At 71.7% G+C, this 16,675-nt stretch carries 15 protein-coding genes; 9 read left to right on the top strand and 6 right to left on the bottom strand.

Features of this window, described 5'->3' with window-relative positions:
* Positions 1-28: 28 nt before the first annotated feature.
* From ABD366_RS04520 to ABD366_RS04510, 3 genes are read left to right on the top strand one after another with little or no spacing between them, the layout of a single operon-like run.
* Positions 29-628, top strand: coding sequence for an ankyrin repeat domain-containing protein (locus ABD366_RS04520; protein ID WP_324766019.1), 600 nt, complete (start codon positions 29-31; stop codon positions 626-628).
* Positions 625-1,842 carry a hypothetical protein gene (locus ABD366_RS04515; RefSeq protein WP_411293605.1) on the top strand — a complete coding sequence of 406 codons (1,218 nt, stop codon included), beginning with the start codon at positions 625-627 and terminating at the stop codon, positions 1,840-1,842. The genes ABD366_RS04520 and ABD366_RS04515 overlap by 4 nt, the downstream gene beginning before the upstream one ends.
* A 58-nt stretch (positions 1,843-1,900) precedes the next feature.
* On the top strand, positions 1,901-3,319 hold the full coding sequence (locus ABD366_RS04510; RefSeq protein WP_324766018.1) for a M1 family metallopeptidase: 1,419 nt from the start codon (positions 1,901-1,903) through the stop codon (positions 3,317-3,319).
* A gap of 212 nt (positions 3,320-3,531) precedes the next feature.
* Here the strand turns inward: ABD366_RS04510 and ABD366_RS04505 are convergent, their stop codons facing one another.
* Complete coding sequence (locus ABD366_RS04505) at positions 3,532-4,107, bottom strand: TerD family protein (protein ID WP_324766017.1); 576 nt, start codon at positions 4,105-4,107, stop codon at positions 3,532-3,534.
* A gap of 185 nt (positions 4,108-4,292) precedes the next feature.
* Here ABD366_RS04505 and arfB point away from each other — a divergent pair, with 185 nt between their 5' ends.
* Entirely contained in the window at positions 4,293-4,718 is a 426-nt protein-coding gene (gene arfB / locus ABD366_RS04500) for an alternative ribosome rescue aminoacyl-tRNA hydrolase ArfB (protein WP_324766016.1), read from the top strand.
* A 510-nt stretch (positions 4,719-5,228) separates the two neighbouring features.
* On the opposite strand, the gene ABD366_RS04495 is transcribed toward arfB, so the two are convergent.
* A complete protein-coding gene (locus ABD366_RS04495) occupies positions 5,229-5,822 on the bottom strand; it encodes a flavin reductase family protein (protein WP_411293604.1) in 594 nt (197 codons plus the stop codon).
* Between the two features lie 371 nt (positions 5,823-6,193).
* On the opposite strand from ABD366_RS04495, the gene cdgB reads away from it, so the two are divergent.
* The gene (gene cdgB / locus ABD366_RS04490) at positions 6,194-7,918 is read left to right on the top strand and encodes a diguanylate cyclase CdgB (protein ID WP_324766014.1); all 1,725 of its coding nucleotides are present in this window, start codon (positions 6,194-6,196) and stop codon (positions 7,916-7,918) included.
* Positions 7,919-8,073: 155 nt separating this feature from the next.
* The gene (locus ABD366_RS04485) at positions 8,074-9,051 is read left to right on the top strand and encodes a carbohydrate-binding protein (protein ID WP_324766013.1); all 978 of its coding nucleotides are present in this window, start codon (positions 8,074-8,076) and stop codon (positions 9,049-9,051) included.
* A gap of 12 nt (positions 9,052-9,063) precedes the next feature.
* Here the strand turns inward: ABD366_RS04485 and ABD366_RS04480 are convergent, their stop codons facing one another.
* The 3 genes from ABD366_RS04480 to ABD366_RS04470 form a co-directional block, all read right to left on the bottom strand.
* Positions 9,064-9,993, bottom strand: a complete 930-nt coding sequence (locus tag ABD366_RS04480) for a 1-phosphofructokinase family hexose kinase (RefSeq protein ID WP_324766012.1) — start codon at positions 9,991-9,993, stop codon at positions 9,064-9,066.
* A gap of 115 nt (positions 9,994-10,108) precedes the next feature.
* On the bottom strand, positions 10,109-11,254 hold the full coding sequence (gene nagA, locus ABD366_RS04475; RefSeq protein WP_324766011.1) for an N-acetylglucosamine-6-phosphate deacetylase: 1,146 nt from the start codon (positions 11,252-11,254) through the stop codon (positions 10,109-10,111).
* Complete coding sequence (locus ABD366_RS04470) at positions 11,254-12,204, bottom strand: ROK family protein (protein ID WP_324766010.1); 951 nt, start codon at positions 12,202-12,204, stop codon at positions 11,254-11,256. Before ABD366_RS04470 ends, nagA begins: the two co-directional genes overlap by 1 nt.
* A 179-nt stretch (positions 12,205-12,383) precedes the next feature.
* Between ABD366_RS04470 and ABD366_RS04465 the strand changes: the two genes are divergently transcribed.
* From ABD366_RS04465 to otsB, 3 genes are all read left to right on the top strand, one after another.
* Entirely contained in the window at positions 12,384-13,646 is a 1,263-nt protein-coding gene (locus ABD366_RS04465) for an ABC transporter substrate-binding protein (protein WP_458860705.1), read from the top strand.
* 10 nt (positions 13,647-13,656) lie between these two features.
* Entirely contained in the window at positions 13,657-13,884 is a 228-nt protein-coding gene (locus tag ABD366_RS04460; RefSeq protein WP_324766009.1) for a DUF3263 domain-containing protein, read from the top strand.
* Positions 13,885-13,971: 87 nt separating this feature from the next.
* The gene (gene otsB / locus ABD366_RS04455; protein WP_324766008.1) at positions 13,972-14,820 is read left to right on the top strand and encodes a trehalose-phosphatase; all 849 of its coding nucleotides are present in this window, start codon (positions 13,972-13,974) and stop codon (positions 14,818-14,820) included.
* A 426-nt stretch (positions 14,821-15,246) separates the two neighbouring features.
* Here otsB and ABD366_RS04450 read toward each other — a convergent pair whose 3' ends face one another.
* Entirely contained in the window at positions 15,247-16,635 is a 1,389-nt protein-coding gene (locus ABD366_RS04450) for an alpha,alpha-trehalose-phosphate synthase (UDP-forming) (RefSeq protein WP_324766007.1), read from the bottom strand.
* Positions 16,636-16,675: the final 40 nt, after the last annotated feature.

Here is a 16,675-nt window from a genome sequence, read left to right as displayed (position 1 = left end):
AAGCAGGAAAAACAGGAAGCTGCACACCATGCGTAACCCCGCCCACCGCGCCCTGTTCGACGCCGCCACCGCCGGTGACGCCGACGCGGTCCGCGCCGCTCTCGCGGCCGGTGCCGATGTCGAGACCCGCGACGGCCACCACCGCACCCCCCTCCTACTCGCGGCCCTGCACGATCACGTCGCCGCCGCCGAGGCCCTGGTGGCGGCCGGTGCCGATCCGGATGCCCAGGACGAGCGCGACGACAGCCCCTGGCTCGTCACCGGCGTCACCGGCAGCGTCGCCATGATGCGGGCCCTGCTGCCCGCCCGCCCCGACCTGAAGGTGACCAACCGGTTCGGCGGCATCTCCCTCATCCCGGCCTCCGAACGCGGCCACGTCGACTACGTACGGGCCCTCCTGCGCGAGACCGACATCGACGTCGACCACGTCAACCGCCTCGGCTGGACCGCCCTGTTGGAGGCCGTCATCCTCGGCGACGGCGGCCGCCCGCACCAGGAGATCGTCGAGCTGCTCATCACGGCGGGCGCCACGCCGGGCCTGCCGGACGGCGACGGCGTCACCGCCCTGGTCCACGCCGAGCGGCGCGGTTTCACGGAGATCGCCGGTCTGCTGAGGGCCGTACGGTGAAGCGCCGTCCGGTCCTGCACGCGACCGCGACCGCGACCTCGACCGCGATCGCGTGCACGGTGGCGCTGCTCGCCGGCTGCACCGCGCAGAGCGACGACTCGGACCGGCCGACCCGGAGTTCCAGTGGCCCCGCCCCCGCCCCCACCGCAACCAGCGAAAAACCCACCAGCGAAAAACCCAGCGGCGAGGCTTCCACCGGCCGGACCCCCGACGGCACCCTCCTCGTCACCGACTTCGGCTCCGACACGGTCACCTTCGTCGACCCGGACGGCCCGGACAGGGGCCCGTTCGACACCGTGAAGGTGGGCACCGCCCCGTACGGTCTCGCTGTCGGCGACGACGGGCGCGCCTGGGTCGCCACCGCCGAGGGCGTCGCGGTCGTCGACACCGAGAGCCGTACGCGGACCGCCCTCGTCCCGTACGAGACGGAGGGCCTCGGCGAGCCGTCGCACGGCGAGTACCGCGGCGGCGGCATGGGTATCGCCCTCGCCCCCGACGGCGGGCATGTCTACGTCGGCGTCAACGTCCCCGACGGGAACGGCACGCTGGAGGTCGTCGACACGCGCAGCCTCGAGGTCACCGGCTCCGCCGACGTCGGCCGCCGGCCCTTCGACGTGGATGTCTCGCGGGACGGCGAGCAGGTGTACGCGACCGGTCACGACTCGTTCGACGTCACCGTCGTCGACCCGGACCGCCTGGGCGACACCGGTCGTGCCGAAGACGCCACCCGCCGCATCGAAGTGGCGCCGTACGGGACCGAGGGCGGTCTCGGTTCCTGGCTGAAGCCGCACTACGCGGCCGTACGCCCGTCCGACGGCAAGCTGCTGTTCCCGTTCGAGGGCGAGAAGCTGGTGGTCGTCGACCCGGACACCGGGCGTTCGGCGATCGAGCGGATGACGGCCGACACGCATCAGCACGGCGCCACGGTCACCCCCGACGGCACCCTCCTCGTCGTCGGCACGGGCCCCATCGACCCGGCCCGGGACGAAGGCCCTTCCCTGAGCGTCCGCTCGGCGGACGGCAAGGAGAGGGTGATCCCGCTCGACGGGCCGCACGAGGACGTCACGGTCTCCGCCGACGGCCGTACGGCCTACGTCACCGGCGGCTTCACCCGCGACGGCTACTGGAACGGGCTCACCGTCGTCGATCTCGACAGCGGCGATACGCGTCGACTGGCCGCGGGAGAGAGGCCGTTGGGCGTCGCTGTCCTCTGAGCCGCCTGAATCCGGCCGGGCCCGTGGGCGGGTACACAAGGGGACATAGGATCACGAGGTGCGCACCCCCCGCCCCCTCCTCGCCCGCTCGCTCCTGGCGGTCCTCGTCGCCGTGCCCGCCTGCTCGGGCGGGGTGCACGGCACCCCGGGCGCCGCGGGTCTGCGCGACCCGTACTTCGGCAAGATGGGCAACGGTGGCTACGACGTCACCCACTACGCCCTCGATCTCGCCTACGACCCGGGCACGCACCACCTCACCGGCCGGGCCGACATCACCGCCACGGCCGGCCAGGACCTCAGCGCCTTCGACCTCGACCTCAAGGGGCTGACGGTGGACGAGGTCACCGTCGACGGGCAGCCGGCCGTGGGCAGCCGCGCCGGGCAGGAGCTGAAGGTCCGCCCGCACGACGAACTGTCCGAGGGCAGCACGTTCCGCACCACCGTCCGCTACTCCGGCGAACCCGTCACGATCACCGACCCGGACGGTTCGCACGAGGGCTGGCTGCGCACCGCCGACGGCGCGCTCGGCCTCGGCGAACCCACCGGTTCCATGGCGTGGTTCCCCGGCAACCACCACCCCTCCGACAAGGCGACGTACGACATCACGGTCACCGTCCCCAAGGGCGTACAGGCGGTCTCCAACGGGGAGCTGAGGAGCGAGCGGCCGTCCGGCGACGGCCGGCGCACCACCTTCTCCTGGCGGGTCGCGCAGCCCATGGCGAGTTACCTTGCGACCGTTGCCATCGGGAAGTTCGAGACGAAGAGGTCGACGACCCCGTCCGGCCTGCCCGTGTACACGGCGGTCGACACCGCGGCCGGCCCGGCCGCGGCGAAGGCGAGCGCGAAGGTCCTCGCCCGCCTTCCCGAGGTGATCGACTGGGAGACGGAGACGTTCGGCACGTACCCGTTCTCCTCCACCGGGGCGATCATCGACCGCGAGGGCGACGCCGAGTACGCCCTGGAGACGCAGAACCGGCCCGTCTTCCCCGGCGCACCCGATCTCACCACTCTCGTCCACGAGTTGGCGCACCAGTGGTACGGCGACTCGGTCACGCCGGAGTCGTGGCGGGACATGTGGCTCAACGAGGGGTTCGCCACGTACGCGGAGTGGCTGTGGGCCGAAGAGCACGGCGGCGCCACGGCCCAGGAGGCCTTCGACGCGGTCTGCGAACGCCCGCGGGGCGACGGCGTCTGGGCCTTCCCGCCCGCCGTCCCGCCCACCGCCGCGCAGATCTCGGACGCGCCCGTCTATCAGCGGGGCGCGATGGTCCTGCACAAGGTGCGGAGGGTGATCGGCGACGCGAAATTCCGTGCGCTGCTGCAAAGTTGGGCCGCCGACCACAAACACGGCAACGCGGACACCGACGACTTCACGGCGTACGTCGAGAAGAAGAACCCGGGCAGGGCGGAGGCCCTCGCGGGCGTCTGGAAAGTGTGGCTGTACGGGGACGGGAAGCCGGGCCGCGGGAGCCTTTGACGCGGTGCGGCGGTGGTGCGCGGGCGGCTCGGAGCGCCGGGGTAGGGCGGAGCAGGGGGAGGCTCGGAGCGCCGGGGTGGCGTGGAACGGCGGAACGGGCCCCGGCGGCGCCTTGAATGGCGTGCCCGGGGCCCGTTCTGTCAGCTCAGCTCAGCTCAGCTCAGCTCAGCTCAGCGCGGCTCAGCTTCTCGAAGCGGAGCCGGACATCAGTCTCAGACGTTGACGCCGAAGTCCTGCGCGATGCCGGTGAGGCCCGAGGCGTAGCCCTGGCCCACGGCGCGGAACTTCCACTCCGCCCCGTTCCGGTACAGCTCGCCGAAGACCATCGCCGTCTCCGTCGCCGCGTCCTCGGAGAGGTCGTAGCGGGCGATCTCGGTGCCGCCCGCCTGGTTCACGATGCGGATGTACGCGTTGCGCACCTGGCCGAAGTTCTGCGAGCGGCTCTCGGCGTCGTAGATCGAGACCGGGAAGACGATCTTGTCGACGTCGGCGGGCAGCGCCGCCAGGTTCACGTTGATCGCCTCGTCGTCGCCCTCGCCCTCACCGGAGCGGTTGTCGCCGGTGTGCACGATGGACTGGTCCGGCGTCTGCTTGTTGTTGAAGAAGACGAAGTGACCGTCCGAGTAGACCTTGCCCTGCGGGTTCACCGCGATCGCGGAGGCATCGAGGTCGAAGTCGGTGCCGGTGGTGGTGCGGACGTCCCAGCCGAGGCCCACGGTGACGGCGGTCAGGCCCGGAGCCTCCTTGGTCAGCGAGACGTTGCCACCCTTGGACAGGCTTACTGCCATTGCGGGAGTCCCTTCCCTCGTAAATGCGCTGCTGCGCGGTGTACGTGCGTAGCCGAAGCTACTCGTACCCCTATGAACGCGAAGGGGGGACCCGAGGTTCCAGCTCTCTTTACTTTCTTTACCCAGGTCCCCGGCCGGAGGAAAACGGGGTGACGGATGCCGTACGGGCGCGCGACCATGGACACATGTCCGGTCCTTATCCCATCCGCGGTTCGGTCGTCCTTCCGGAGGCCGAGCTTCTTTGGCGTTTCTCGCGGTCGTCCGGGCCGGGCGGGCAGCATGTGAACACCAGTGACTCGCAGGTGGAGCTGCGGTTCGATCTGGCCGCCACGAAGGCGCTGCCCGAGGTGTGGAAGGCGCGGGCGCTCGAGCGGCTCGCGTCGCGTCTGGTGGACGGGGTCGTCTCCGTGCGGGCCTCCGAGCACCGGTCGCAGTGGCGCAATCGGGAGACGGCGGCGGTTCGCCTCGCGGCGCTGCTGGCGGAGGCCTCGGCGGCGCCGCCGAAGGCGCGGCGTCCCACGCGGATTCCTCGCGGGATCAATGAGCGGCGGTTGCGGGAGAAGAAGGCCCGGTCCGAGACCAAACGGGGGCGCTCCGCGCGGGACTGGTAGGCGGTCACGGGGGTGCCGCCCACCAGTCCCCCTGCCGGGGTGTCCGGTCCGTCGCCGGGTGCGGCGCACGTCGTGGTTGCTCGCGCGGTTCCCCGCGCCCCTGGGGGATGCGGCTTCGCCGGCAGTCCCCTTGCGTGAGTCGCTGGCCGCGTGCGCGTGGGGCTTCTCGCGCAGTTCCCCGCGCCCCTGAGACATACGGCTCCGCCGCAGCCTCACGAGGGCGCACCCATGAGGGCGCACCTCATGAGGGCGCCCTATGAGATGGCGCACGAAGTGCGCATCTCAGGGGCGCGGGGAACGGCGCGAGCAACCACGACGGACGCGCGGTCGGCCGATCACCTCAGGGGCGCGGGGAACGGCGCGAGCAACCACGACGGACGCGCGGTCGGCCGATCACCTCAGGGGCGCGGGGAACGGCGCGAGCAACCACGACGGACGCCGCGCTCGAGCGACAGGTGGAGACCCGGGACGCGGGTGGGACCCGGCGCACGATCGAGGCCCGCCCCGGCGTCAGCCCAAGTGCCGGTAGCGGCCGCGGAAATACGTCAGGGGCCCCCCGTCAGCGCTCGGCAGAGCCGCGCTCAGGACCCGCCCGATGACCAGCGTATGGTCGCCCGCCGGCACCAACTGCTCCGTCCGGCACTCCAGCGTCGCCAGCGCCCCGCCCACCAGCGGAGCCCCCGTGTGGGCACCCCGTACGTACGGGATGTCCTCGAACAGCAGCCGGTCGCTGATCCGCCCCTTCATGGCGAAGCGCCCAGCGATATGGCTCTGCGACTCCGAGAGCAGTGACACCGCCCACAGGGGCTGTTCGTCGAGGAGATCGTCCATGCGGGACCCGTTGCGGATCGACACCAGGACGAGGGGCGGGTCCAGGGAGACGGACATGAAGGACGTGGCCGTCATCCCCGCGTCCTCCCCGGCGGGCCCGTCGGGGTCGAGCGCGGCCTCGTGCGCGGTCAGCAGGACGACACCCGCGGCGAGACGGGACAGGGCGGCGCGGAATTCGTCGGTGCTCACCCCCTCAGCATGCCCGGAGAGCGAGTCGGCGGGCGGGACGTGGGGGGAGGGAACGGCAGGCGTGGCAGGGGGAGTCTTCAACACCCTTCAGACGCTAGCCCCGCCCCCGTGCGTCCCACATCGGACCGATGGCCGAGAACGGTCCTAGGACCCGCGACGCACTCGGCGCGCACCCGTGAAGGCCCGCCGGATATGCCCCGCCGAGGTGGTAACCTCCCGTTTCTCGCACCGGGCGAGCACTCCGAGTGCCCCCGAAATCCTCTTCCAACCCTCCCTCAACTCCTGTGACTTGAGTCACAGGAGCCATATTTTGTTGACCCTGTGTACCGGGTGGGCAGCTCGCTGTGATTCAGTGGCGGTGACGTTGATATGCGAGATGAGCGTGCTCACGCACGTACGCGCAGAGAGCCGATCAGAATTCTGGAGTGCTGTCGAGGTCTCGGGGAGAACTGAGCATGGAGACCGAGTCGGAGCCCTACGTCCGTCTTGCGACCCTGCATCAGCTGCACCAGGTGATGGCGGACATGAACACCGCCCGCAGTCTGGCCGACACACTGCAGACGGTCGCGGACGGTGTGGTCAACGGGCTCGGTTACGAGCTGGCCTGTGTCAATCTCGTCCGCCCCGACGGCGACCTGGTCGTCGCCGCCTTCGCCGGGAACTCCGCGGCGGAGGCCCTCATCACCGGCCGCGTCGGCTCCCGCGACTCCTGGGACCGCCGGCTGGCCATGGGCGAGGCCTGGGGCGAGCTGCGCTTCATCCCGTACACCGAGGGCTGGGTCCTCGACGAGGACGACGTGCCGCAGTGGTTCACCGACGGCCCCCCGCCCCGCTTCGACGACGAGTGGCACCCCTCCGACCGCCTCTTCGCCCCCATGTACGCGACCGGCGCCTCCGGCGGCGAATTGCTCGGCGTGATCTCGGTGGACCGCCCGCGCAACGGACGAAGGCCGGGTGCCTGGGGCCGCGAGGCGTTGCAGATGTACGCGTTCCAGGCGGCCATCGCGATCAGCAACGCCCGCCTGCGGGCCAACATGCAGCGCGCCCTCGTGCGTCTGGAGCGCGAGCAGCAGGCCCTGCGCGCCAGTGAGGAAAGCTTCCGCCAGGCCTTCGAGTACGCGCCCTCCGGCATGGCCGTCGCCGAGATGGGCGGCGACCAGCACGGCCGGATCCTGCGGACGAACGACGCGCTGTGCCGCCTCCTGGGCCGCCCCGCCTCCGCGATGCGCCGCTACTCCTTCTCCGACCTCGTGCACGCGGAGGACATAGGCACCCTGCTGCGGACCTCCGCCGAGGGCGGCCGGGCCGAGCTGCGGCTCGCGCGGCGCGACGGCACGTACGTCTGGGTCAGTCTGCGCAACTCGGTGGTGGCCGACGCCGCCGACGGGCCCCGTTTCCTGCTCACGCACGTCGAGGACATCGAGGAGCGCAAGCGCCGCGAGCTCCAGCTCGCCCACCGCGCCTCGCACGACTCCCTCACCGGCCTGCCGAACTCGGCGGAGCTGCGCGCCCGGCTCTCCGCCCGGCTGTGCCGGCGCCCGCAGGACACCGGCAGGCCGAGCGCCGTCGACTCGCTCGACGCGGCCTACGGGGACCACCGCGCCCAGAGCACGGGCCCGCAGCACGCCGCCGGGCCGGCCGGACACGGCTTCGACTACGGCTCCCCGCTGCCCGTCCCGCCCCAGTCCGGCCTGTACGAGGGCTTCGACGGCTTCGACCACCATGTGCACCTCATCGCACCGGAGGGCCCCGACGGCGAGGTGACGGGGGTCGACGACGGCACGAAGGGGCTCGCCGTCCTCTTCTGCGACCTCGACGGCTTCAAGTCGATCAACGACCGGTTCGGGCACAACGCGGGTGACGCGGTGCTCATCGAGGTCGCCCGCCGGCTGACCAGCGGCGTTCGGGACGGGGACACGGTCGCCCGGCTCGGCGGTGACGAGTTCGTGGTCCTGGCCGACGGGCTCGGCCGCGCGGACGCCGAGGATCTCGCCGTCCGGTTGCGGAACGCCATCATTCCGCCGATCCGTGTCGATGGCCGGGCGGTGCGGGTGGGGGCCAGTTTCGGCATCGGCTGGGCGCACTGCGGGATGACGGCGGAGGAAGTGCTGCGCTCCGCTGACCAGCGGATGTACGTGGAGAAACGATCCCGGGCCAAGCAGCACAGGCGGGCCGGCTGACCGGACGGACAGACGGGTCCAAGTCGGGTCCAAGCCGGATCCGGGCCGGTTCCTGGCCGGATCCGTAGGTTTCGGTGAGGTCAAGGCCACGTCGTGAGGGCTCCCGCAGCGGGTACGCTCGCCCCGGTAAGCAAACGCGTAGGGAGTGATCAGGGATGGCGCCCGGCAACAACGGCGCGAGCACCACGCCCGAGGACGACGATCCGTTCGGCTATCTGTACGCCGACGGTCAGGCGGCCGGGGCGACCCCGCCCAGCGGCGGGGGTGGCGGCTACGGCTACCCGAATCCCCGCTCCTCGCACCACCACGTCCGCGCGGTCGGCGAGCGCCAGTACGGCGGGCAGCAGCAGCCGCAGTACGGGCAGCAGCAGGTTCCGCAGCAGCAACAGCAGCAGACCGCCGCGTACAACCAGCCGAACGCCTACTACCAGGCGCCCGAGACGCTGCCCGGTGGTGGCGCACCCTCGCAGCCGGGTCCGCCGCAGCCCGGGCGCGGCGGTGGCGGCCGGGGCCGCGGCCCGAACACCAAGGCGCTGCTGATCGGCGCGGTCGCGGTCGTCGCGGCCGTCGTGATCGGTATCGGCGTCGCCATGCTGAGCGCCGACGCGGACGACGACAAGGGCGAGGCCGGCAGCAAGCCGTCCGGCGGCTCGCAGACGGTGGAGCCCAGCGCGACGCCGTCCAAGTCGGCCACGGCCGACCCGGTGGACCTGCCGAAGACCGACGCGAAGACGCTGAAGCTGGACGGCGGCACGGCCACCGCGTCCGACGTGGACGGCGCGGAGGCGGACGGCGGGGTGTACGTCGCGGGGTTCAACAAGGTGGGCGCGAGCCTGACCTGGACCGTCAACGACATCCCGAAGGACGGCGCGTACCGGCTGTACGTGAACTACGGAGTGCCCGGCAAGGACTCCGACGCCACGATCAACGTGAACGGCACGAAGCAGACCCGGCCGCTGAACATGAAGAACTTCGCCGGCGCCAAGGAAGGCGACTGGGAGAAGGGCTGGACGAACACGTGGGCCATCGTCCAGCTCACCAAGGGGACGAACGCGATCTCCGTCTCCTGTGAGCAGGGCAACACGTGCGACGCCAACATCGACCAGATGTGGCTGGCCGAGAACAAAGGCTGACGCCCCGGCGGATCAGGCCGCGCTGATCTGATCCGTCACCCGCACCTCGCGTACGAGCCGCTCGTACGTCGCTGCGTCGAACTCGCCCGCCACCGGTGCCACCACCGTCGCCGCCGACAGCGCGACCGCGCGGGCCAGGCGCTGCGGCCACGGCAGGTGTTCCACGTAGCCGGAGAGCAGACCCGCCACCGCCGAGTCGCCCGCGCCCGTCGGGTTGCCCTCGAGACGGTCGGGGGCGGGGGCCTGCCAGGTGCCGTCCGGGGTGAGGGCGCGCAGCCCTTTCGCGCCGAGGGAGGCGACGACGGCGTGCGCCCCGCGCCTGCGGGCGTCCTTCATGGCCTGCAACGGCTCGTGTGAGCCGGTGAGTTCGGCCAGCTCGTCCGCGTTCGGCTTCACGATGTCGGGGCGGGCCGCTATGCCGCGGCGCAGCGGTTCGCCGCTGGTGTCCAGGAGGACGGGTACGGAGGCGGTCCGTGCCGCCCGCACCAGCGTCGCGTAGGCGCCGACCGGGACGCCCGGTGGCAGGCTGCCGCACAGGGCGACCGCGGACGCGGAGTCCAGCAGATGCTCGTAGGCCTCTTGGAAGGCCGTCCATTCCTCGGCGGAGACCAGCGGTCCCGGTTCGTTGAGCTGTGTCGTGTCGCCGGTCGAGCTGTCGACGACCGCGACCGTGCGACGGGTCGAACCGCTGACGGGGACCAGGGCGTCCGAAATGCCTGTGGCGCCGAGGAGTTGGTCCTGGAGTGTGCGTCCCGTGGCGCCGCCCGCGAAGCCCGTCACCGTCACCTCGTGGCCGAGTGCGGCGAGCACCCGGGCCACGTTCAGGCCTTTGCCGCCCGGCCGTTCGGTGACGTCGGTGACACGGTGCGAGGCGTGCGGGCGCAGTGCCTTGACCCGGTACGTGATGTCGAGTGCGGTGTTCAAGGTGACCGTGAGGATCACAGGACCTCACCCCCCGATGTTCTGCGCGTACGTGCGGTGATGCTTTCAGTTACGGGGGTTGATCATGCCAAAGTCAAGGCGGTTGGCCCAGCCCGCGGACCAACCGCCCTGTCGATCACACCAGTTGCGGTGCGACGATCCACTCGCCCTTGCGCATGACGCCCTTGAGCGCGAACTCGGCGTCCAGGACCACGAGGTCGGCGTCCTTGCCGGGCTCCAGGGAGCCCACCTTGTCGTAGACGCCGAGGAGGCGGGCCGGGTTGGCGGAGATCGCCTTGACGATGTCCTCGACCGCGAGGCGGTCGATGGTCGCGGCGCGCTGGAACGCCCGGTCCAGGGTGAGCGTGGAGCCCGCGATGGAGCCGCCCTTGACGAGCCGCGCCACGCTGTCCTTCACCTCGACCTCCATGGGGCCGAGCATGTAGCGCCCGTCGCCGAAGCCGGCCGCGTCCATCGCGTCGGTGATGAACGCGACCTTCTCGCCGCCCTTGTGATGGAACGCCAGCTCCAGGGCGGCCGGGTGCAGATGCGTGCCGTCGTTGATCAGCTCGACGGTGATCCGCTCGTCCTCCAGGAGCGCCGCGATGGGGCCCGGCGCGCGGTGGCCGAGGGCCGGCATCGCGTTGAAGAGGTGCGTGGCGACGGTGGCGCCCGCGTCGATGGCCTCCACCGTCTGCTCGTACGTCGCGTCGGTGTGCCCGATCGCGGCGATCACGCCCTGTTCGGCGAGGAGGCGTACGGAGTCGATGCCGCCGGGGAGTTCGGTGGCGAGGGTGACCATCTTGGCCTTGCCGCGGGCCGCGTCGACGAGCTTGCGGACCTCGGCCGGGTCGGGGTCGCGCAGCAGCGTCTCGTCGTGGGCGCCCTTGCGGCACGGCGAGATGAACGGGCCCTCGAAGTGGATGCCCGCGATCTCGCCCTGCTCGGCCAGTTCGGAGAGGAGGCCCGCGCGCTGGGTGAGGAAGTCAGTCTCGCCGGTCACGAACGAGGGGACGACCGTCGTCGTGCCGTGCAGGCGGTGGGTGTGGATGCCCTTGAGGATGTCCTCGACGGTGCCGGACGTGAAGGAGGCGCCGCCGCCGCCGTGGTTGTGCATGTCGACGAAGCCGGGCACCACCCAGTGGCCGGAGAGGTCGACGACCGCGGCGTCGTCCGGCGCGGCTCCGGCGATCCTCGTGCCGTCGACGATGACGCGGCCGTCCGTGACGGTCCCGGTGGGCAGTACCACCCGGGCCCCTGCGAGCACCTTTGCTGTGGCCATCAGGCGGTTACCTCCGCGCTATCGGTGGATGTGTCGGTGAACAGGTCCCAGGCGAGCAGCCCCGCGCCCAGGCAGCCGGCGGTGTCCCCGAGGACGGCCGGGACGATCGTGGGCAGTGCCTGGAACGTGACGCGCTCCGCGACCGCCGCCCGCAGGGGCGTGAACAACGTTTCCCCGGCCTCGGCGAGACCGCCACCGATGATCATGGTTCGGGGGTCCAGGAGAGTGAGCGCCATGACGAGCCCGTCGGCGAGCGCGTCCACGGCGTCCTGCCAGACCTTGGCGGCCATCGGGTCCCCGGCGTCGACGGCGCGCGCGCAGTCCGCCGCGGTGGCCTTCTCGTCGCCGCCGGCGGCCTGCCAGGCGAGGGTGACGGCGGAGGCGGACGCGTACCGCTCCAGGCAGCCGCGCTGGCCGCAGCCGCAGGCCACCCCGCCGGGGCGCACGACGACATGGCCGATCTCGCCGGCCGAGCCGTGCGCGCCGGGCTCGATGCGACCGTCGATGCCGATGGCGCCCGCGATGCCGGTGCCCAGCGGCATGAAGAGGAACCGGTCGGCGTCCTTGCCCGCGCCGAGCCGGCCCTCGCCGAGGCCGCCGGTGCGCACGTCGTGGCCGAGGGCGACGGGGATGGAGCCGAGCCGCTCGCTCAGCAGGGCCCGCATCGGTACGTCCCGCCAGCCGAGGTTGGCGGCGAACACGGCGATGCCGGCTTCCTCGTCGACGACGCCGGGCACGGCGACGCCGGCGGCGGCCGCGGGGGCGCCGAAGTGCTCCTCGCCGTACGCGCGCAGCTCGGCGGCGAAGCCGAGTATGGTCTCGACGACCGCGTCGGGGCCGCGTTCGCGCTGGGTCGCCCGGCGCGCCTGATACAGCAGGGTGCCGTCCGCCCCGACCAGGGCGGCCTTCATTCCGGTGCCGCCCACGTCCAGGGCGATGACATGTTCCACGGGGCACAGTGTCGCGCGAACACCCTTGAGAGGTCTAGTCCATTCGCATGGATCTTGCGCGGGGGACGCCCTGTTGCCGGAGCGAGATCTGGGTGGTGTAGACCTTAGGGTTCGGGCCTGGGGGATCCCCGGGGCCTCGCGACATCACACGTGACACACATACGAGGGTGGGAACAGCGGTGCAGCGGCACATCACCGGTCTGATCGCGGCAGTGGCCGCACTGGGCATGGCGGGCACGCTCACCGCCTGCGGCGGCGCGGGGTCGGAGGACGTCACGCTGAAGCTGGTCGCCGCCGATTACGGCGACTCCGCGGACAACAGCTCGCAGAAGTACTGGGACAAGCTCGCCGCGGCCTACGAGAAGGACCACGAGGGCGTCAAGATCGACGTCGACGTCTACTCGTGGAACGACGTCGACGCCAAGGTCAAGACCATGGTCGACGAGGGCCACGCCCCCGACATGGCGCAGATCGGCGCGTACGCGGACTACGCGGCGGCCGGCAAGCTGTACCCGGTCGGCGACCTGCTCGACGTCCCCACCCAGGCCGACTACCTGTCCCAGCTCGCCGACGCGGGCAAGGTCGACAGCACCCAGTACGGCATGCCGTTCGCCTCCTCCACGCGGCTGCTGTTCTACAACAAGAAGCTCTTCAAGGACGCCGGCATCACACCGCCCACCACGTGGGACGAGCTGGAGGCCGACGCCAAGGCGCTCAAGGCGGACGGGGTGAAGTACCCCTACGCGCTGCCGCTGGGCCGCGAGGAGGCCCAGGCCGAGACCATGATCTGGATGCTGAGCGGCGGCGACGGCTACACCGACGACGTCGGCTCGTACACCATCGACTCCAAGCAGAACGTCGCGACGTTCGACTGGCTGAAGAACGACCTCGTCGGCAAGGGCCTGACCGGCCCCACCGCGCCGGGCGAGCTCAACCGGGCCACCGCCTTCGCCGCGTTCGCCAAGGGCGAGGTCGGCATGCTCAACGGCCACCCCACGCTGATGCGGATGGCCGCCAAGCAGGGCGTCGACTACGGCACCGTGCCGCTGCCAGGTCCCGACGGGCAGGCCAGGTCCACGATGGGCGTCGCCGACTGGATGATGGCCTTCAAGCAGAACGGCCACCGCGAGCAGGTCGGCGACTTCCTCAACTACGTCTACAGCGAGAAGAACGTCCTGGAGTTCTCCCGCGAGTACAACCTGCTGCCGGTCACCAACAGCGCCTCCGAGGCCATGTCGGGCGCCGAGGAGGACAAGAAGCTCTGGCCGTTCCTGGAAGGCCTCACCAACTCCGAGATCTACCCCGTCGGCAAGACGTCCTGGGCATCGGTCAGCGCCGACATCAAGGACCAGATCGGTACGGCCGTCGCCGGCAACACCAGCGCGGGCGCCGTGCTCGGCCGGATCCAGAACCAGGCGGCGGCCGCGGAAGCCGCGGAGTAGCGTGCCGGGCATGGAGTCGCTGGGTGAGCGTGAGCGCGCCGTGCTCGCGTTCGAGGGGCGCGGGTGGGAGACGCCGGGCGCCAAGGAGCGGGCGATCCGCGAGGAGCTGGACCTGGCGCCCGTGCGCTACTACCAGGTGCTGAACGCCCTGCTCGATGATCCCCGTGCCCTGGAGCTCGCGCCCGTGACGGTGAACCGGCTGCGGCGGGTGCGGGACGGCAAGCGGCGCGAGCGCTGAGGCCGTTCGCGCGGGGGTTCCCCGGGCCCCCGGGACAGCGGGGCCGGGGTTCCCCGGGACAGCGGGGTCGCGGATAAGGTCGGTCCCATGGTGAGCCACCAGGACGACCTATGGACCCCGACCACCTCCGCCGGGCGTGACGGCCTCGCCGCCATCGTCGCCCGCCCGGAGCGGAGCGTCATCGCCGTCGACTTCGACGGCACGCTGGCCCCGATCGTCGCCGATCCCGAGCAGGCCCGCGCCCACCCCGACGCGGTACCGGCGCTCGCCGCGCTGGCACCCCGGGTCGCCTCCGTCGCCGTCATCACGGGCCGGCCCGCGGGTGTCGCCGTCCGGCACGGAGGGTTCGCGGGTGTCCCGGGCCTGGAACACCTCGTCGTCCTCGGGCACTACGGCGCCGAGCGCTGGGACGCCGTCACCGGCACCGTGCGCGCGCCCGCGCCGCATCCCGGGGTCGCCGCGGTGCGCTCCGAACTCCCCGGTGTCCTCGGTGAGTTCGGGCTGTGGCACGACACGTACGTGGAGGAGAAGGGGCGGGCCGTCGCGGTCCACACCCGGCGGGCCGGTGATCCGCAGGGCGCGTTCGAGACGTTGCGCTCTCCGCTGGGGGCTCTGGCTTCTCGGCACGGGCTCGTCGTCGAACCCGGCCGGATGGTCCTGGAGCTGCGCCCGCCGGGGGTCGACAAGGGGGTCGCGCTCACGGAGTACGTCCGTGAGGTGGGCGCGGAGTCCGTCCTGTACGCCGGGGACGACCTGGGCGACCTGCCCGCGTTCGCGGCGGTGGAGAAATTGCGGCTCGAGGGAGTACCCGGGGTGCTGGTGGCTGCCGACACGGTGATCGCGGAGCTGGCGGAGCGGGCCGATCTTGTACTGGACGGTCCTTCCGGGGTGGTGGCGCTACTGGCGTGGCTCAGCCAGGTGCCGCCGGCGGTGTGAGGGTTCGGGAGGGGGCGGATCTTTGGGTGCGGGTCGTCGGGGGCTGATCGCGCAGTTCCCCGCGCCCCTGGGGATGCGCACTGCGTGCTGCATCCGTCGGGTGTGTTTCCGGCCGCGGCCCGGTGGGGCTTCTCGCGCAGTTCCCCGCGCCCCTGAAGCATGCGGCTCCGCCGCAGCTCCATGGGCCGCGCTCCACGCAGCCCCTCGAGATGGCGCACGCAGTGCGCATCCCAGGGGCGCGGGGAACTGCGCGATCAGCCCCCGCCGGTCGGCAGGCGGATGATGGCCCAGGGGCGCGGGGAACTGCGGGCCCAGCCCCTGCTGGCCGGCAGGCGGATGATGGCCCAGGGGCGCGGGGAACTGCGCGATCTGCCACGACGGCAGGCGCGCTCGGCGATGAAACCGGAAACCCGCGGCGCGAACCGTTCAGTCCCGCAGCGCCGCCAGCTGATCCAGGAACCATTGCCCAGGCGGCAGAGCCGTCCCCGCCGCGGCCAGCCGTTTCGTCCGCTCGGCCCGCTCCTCGACCGCCATGTCCAGCGCAGCGCCAAGCGCCACCGCCGTCCCGGAAACGTCGTACGGGTTCACGACCAGCGCATCCTCACCCAGCTCCTCGAACGCCCCGGCCTCCCGCGAGAGCACCAGCACGCACCCCTCGTCGGAGACGACCGGTACCTCCTTCGCGACGAGGTTCATGCCGTCGCGGATGGGGTTCACCAGCGCCACGTCGGCGAGACGGTACGCCGCGAGCGAGCGCGCGAAGTCGTCCTTGACGTGGAGGACGACGGGCGTCCAACCCGGCACCGCGAAGCGGGAGTTGATGGACTCGGCGACTCGCGACACCTCGTCCGTGTAGTCGCGGTACACGGCCAGATCCTGCCGCGAGGGGTAGGCGAACGCGACGTGCACGACCTTCTCGCGCAGCTCGGGCCGGGTCTCCAGGAGCAGCTCGTAGGAGCGGAGGCCGCGCACGATGTTCTTGGACAGCTCGGTCCGGTCCACCCGCACGATCACCTGGCGGTCCGCGCCGACCTGCGCCCGCAGCGCGGCAAGGCGCTCCTCGACGTCCGGCCGGCCCGCACGCTCCCGCAGGAAGTCCGCGTCCGCGCCGAGACCGTGCACCCCGATCCGCGTTCCCGACGTGCCCCCGAGGATCCGCGTAGCGCAGTCGGTGAAGGCGTCCGCCCAGCGCCGGGTCAGGAAGCCGAGCCGGTCCGCGCCGAGCATGCCCTTCAGGATCTGCTCGGCGATGTCGTCGGGCAGCATCCGGAAGTAGTCGACGGGCGCCCAGGGCGTGTGCGAGAAGTGCCCGATGAGCAGATCGTCGCGGAGCTCGCGGAGCATGCCGGGGACGAGCGTGAGGTGGTAGTCCTGCACGACGACGGTCGCGCCCGGCGCGGCCTCCTCGGCGAGGGCTTCGGCGAACGCCCGGTTGTACGCCTCGTACGACGCCCACTGGCGGCGGAATTCCGGGCCGAACGACGGCTCGAGAGGTGTCTGGTACAGCATGTGGTGCACGAACCAGAGCACCGAGTTCGCGACCCCGTTGTACGCGTCCGCGTGCACGTCCGCGTCGATGTCCAGCATCCGCACACCCGGCTCGGAGATTCCGCGCCGCACGGCCTCCCGGTCGCCGTCGGTGAGGGCCGCGCACACCCACAGCTTGTCGTCGACGACGCTGAGCGCGGAGACCAGGCCGCCGCCGCCGCGCTTCGCCTCGATCGCGGCGCCGTCGTCACCGTCCCCGACGACGTACGAGACGGGGCCGCGGTTGGACGCGACGAGAACCTCAGCAGCACCATGCGTGGAAGCCATACGGGCACGCTAGCCCGGCTCGCCCGTGTTCAAACGTACG

The organism is Streptomyces kunmingensis (assembly GCF_039533535.1).
Classification (GTDB): Bacteria; Actinomycetota; Actinomycetes; order Streptomycetales; family Streptomycetaceae; genus Streptomyces; species Streptomyces kunmingensis.
This window is presented reverse-complemented; position numbering and strand designations above follow the sequence as displayed.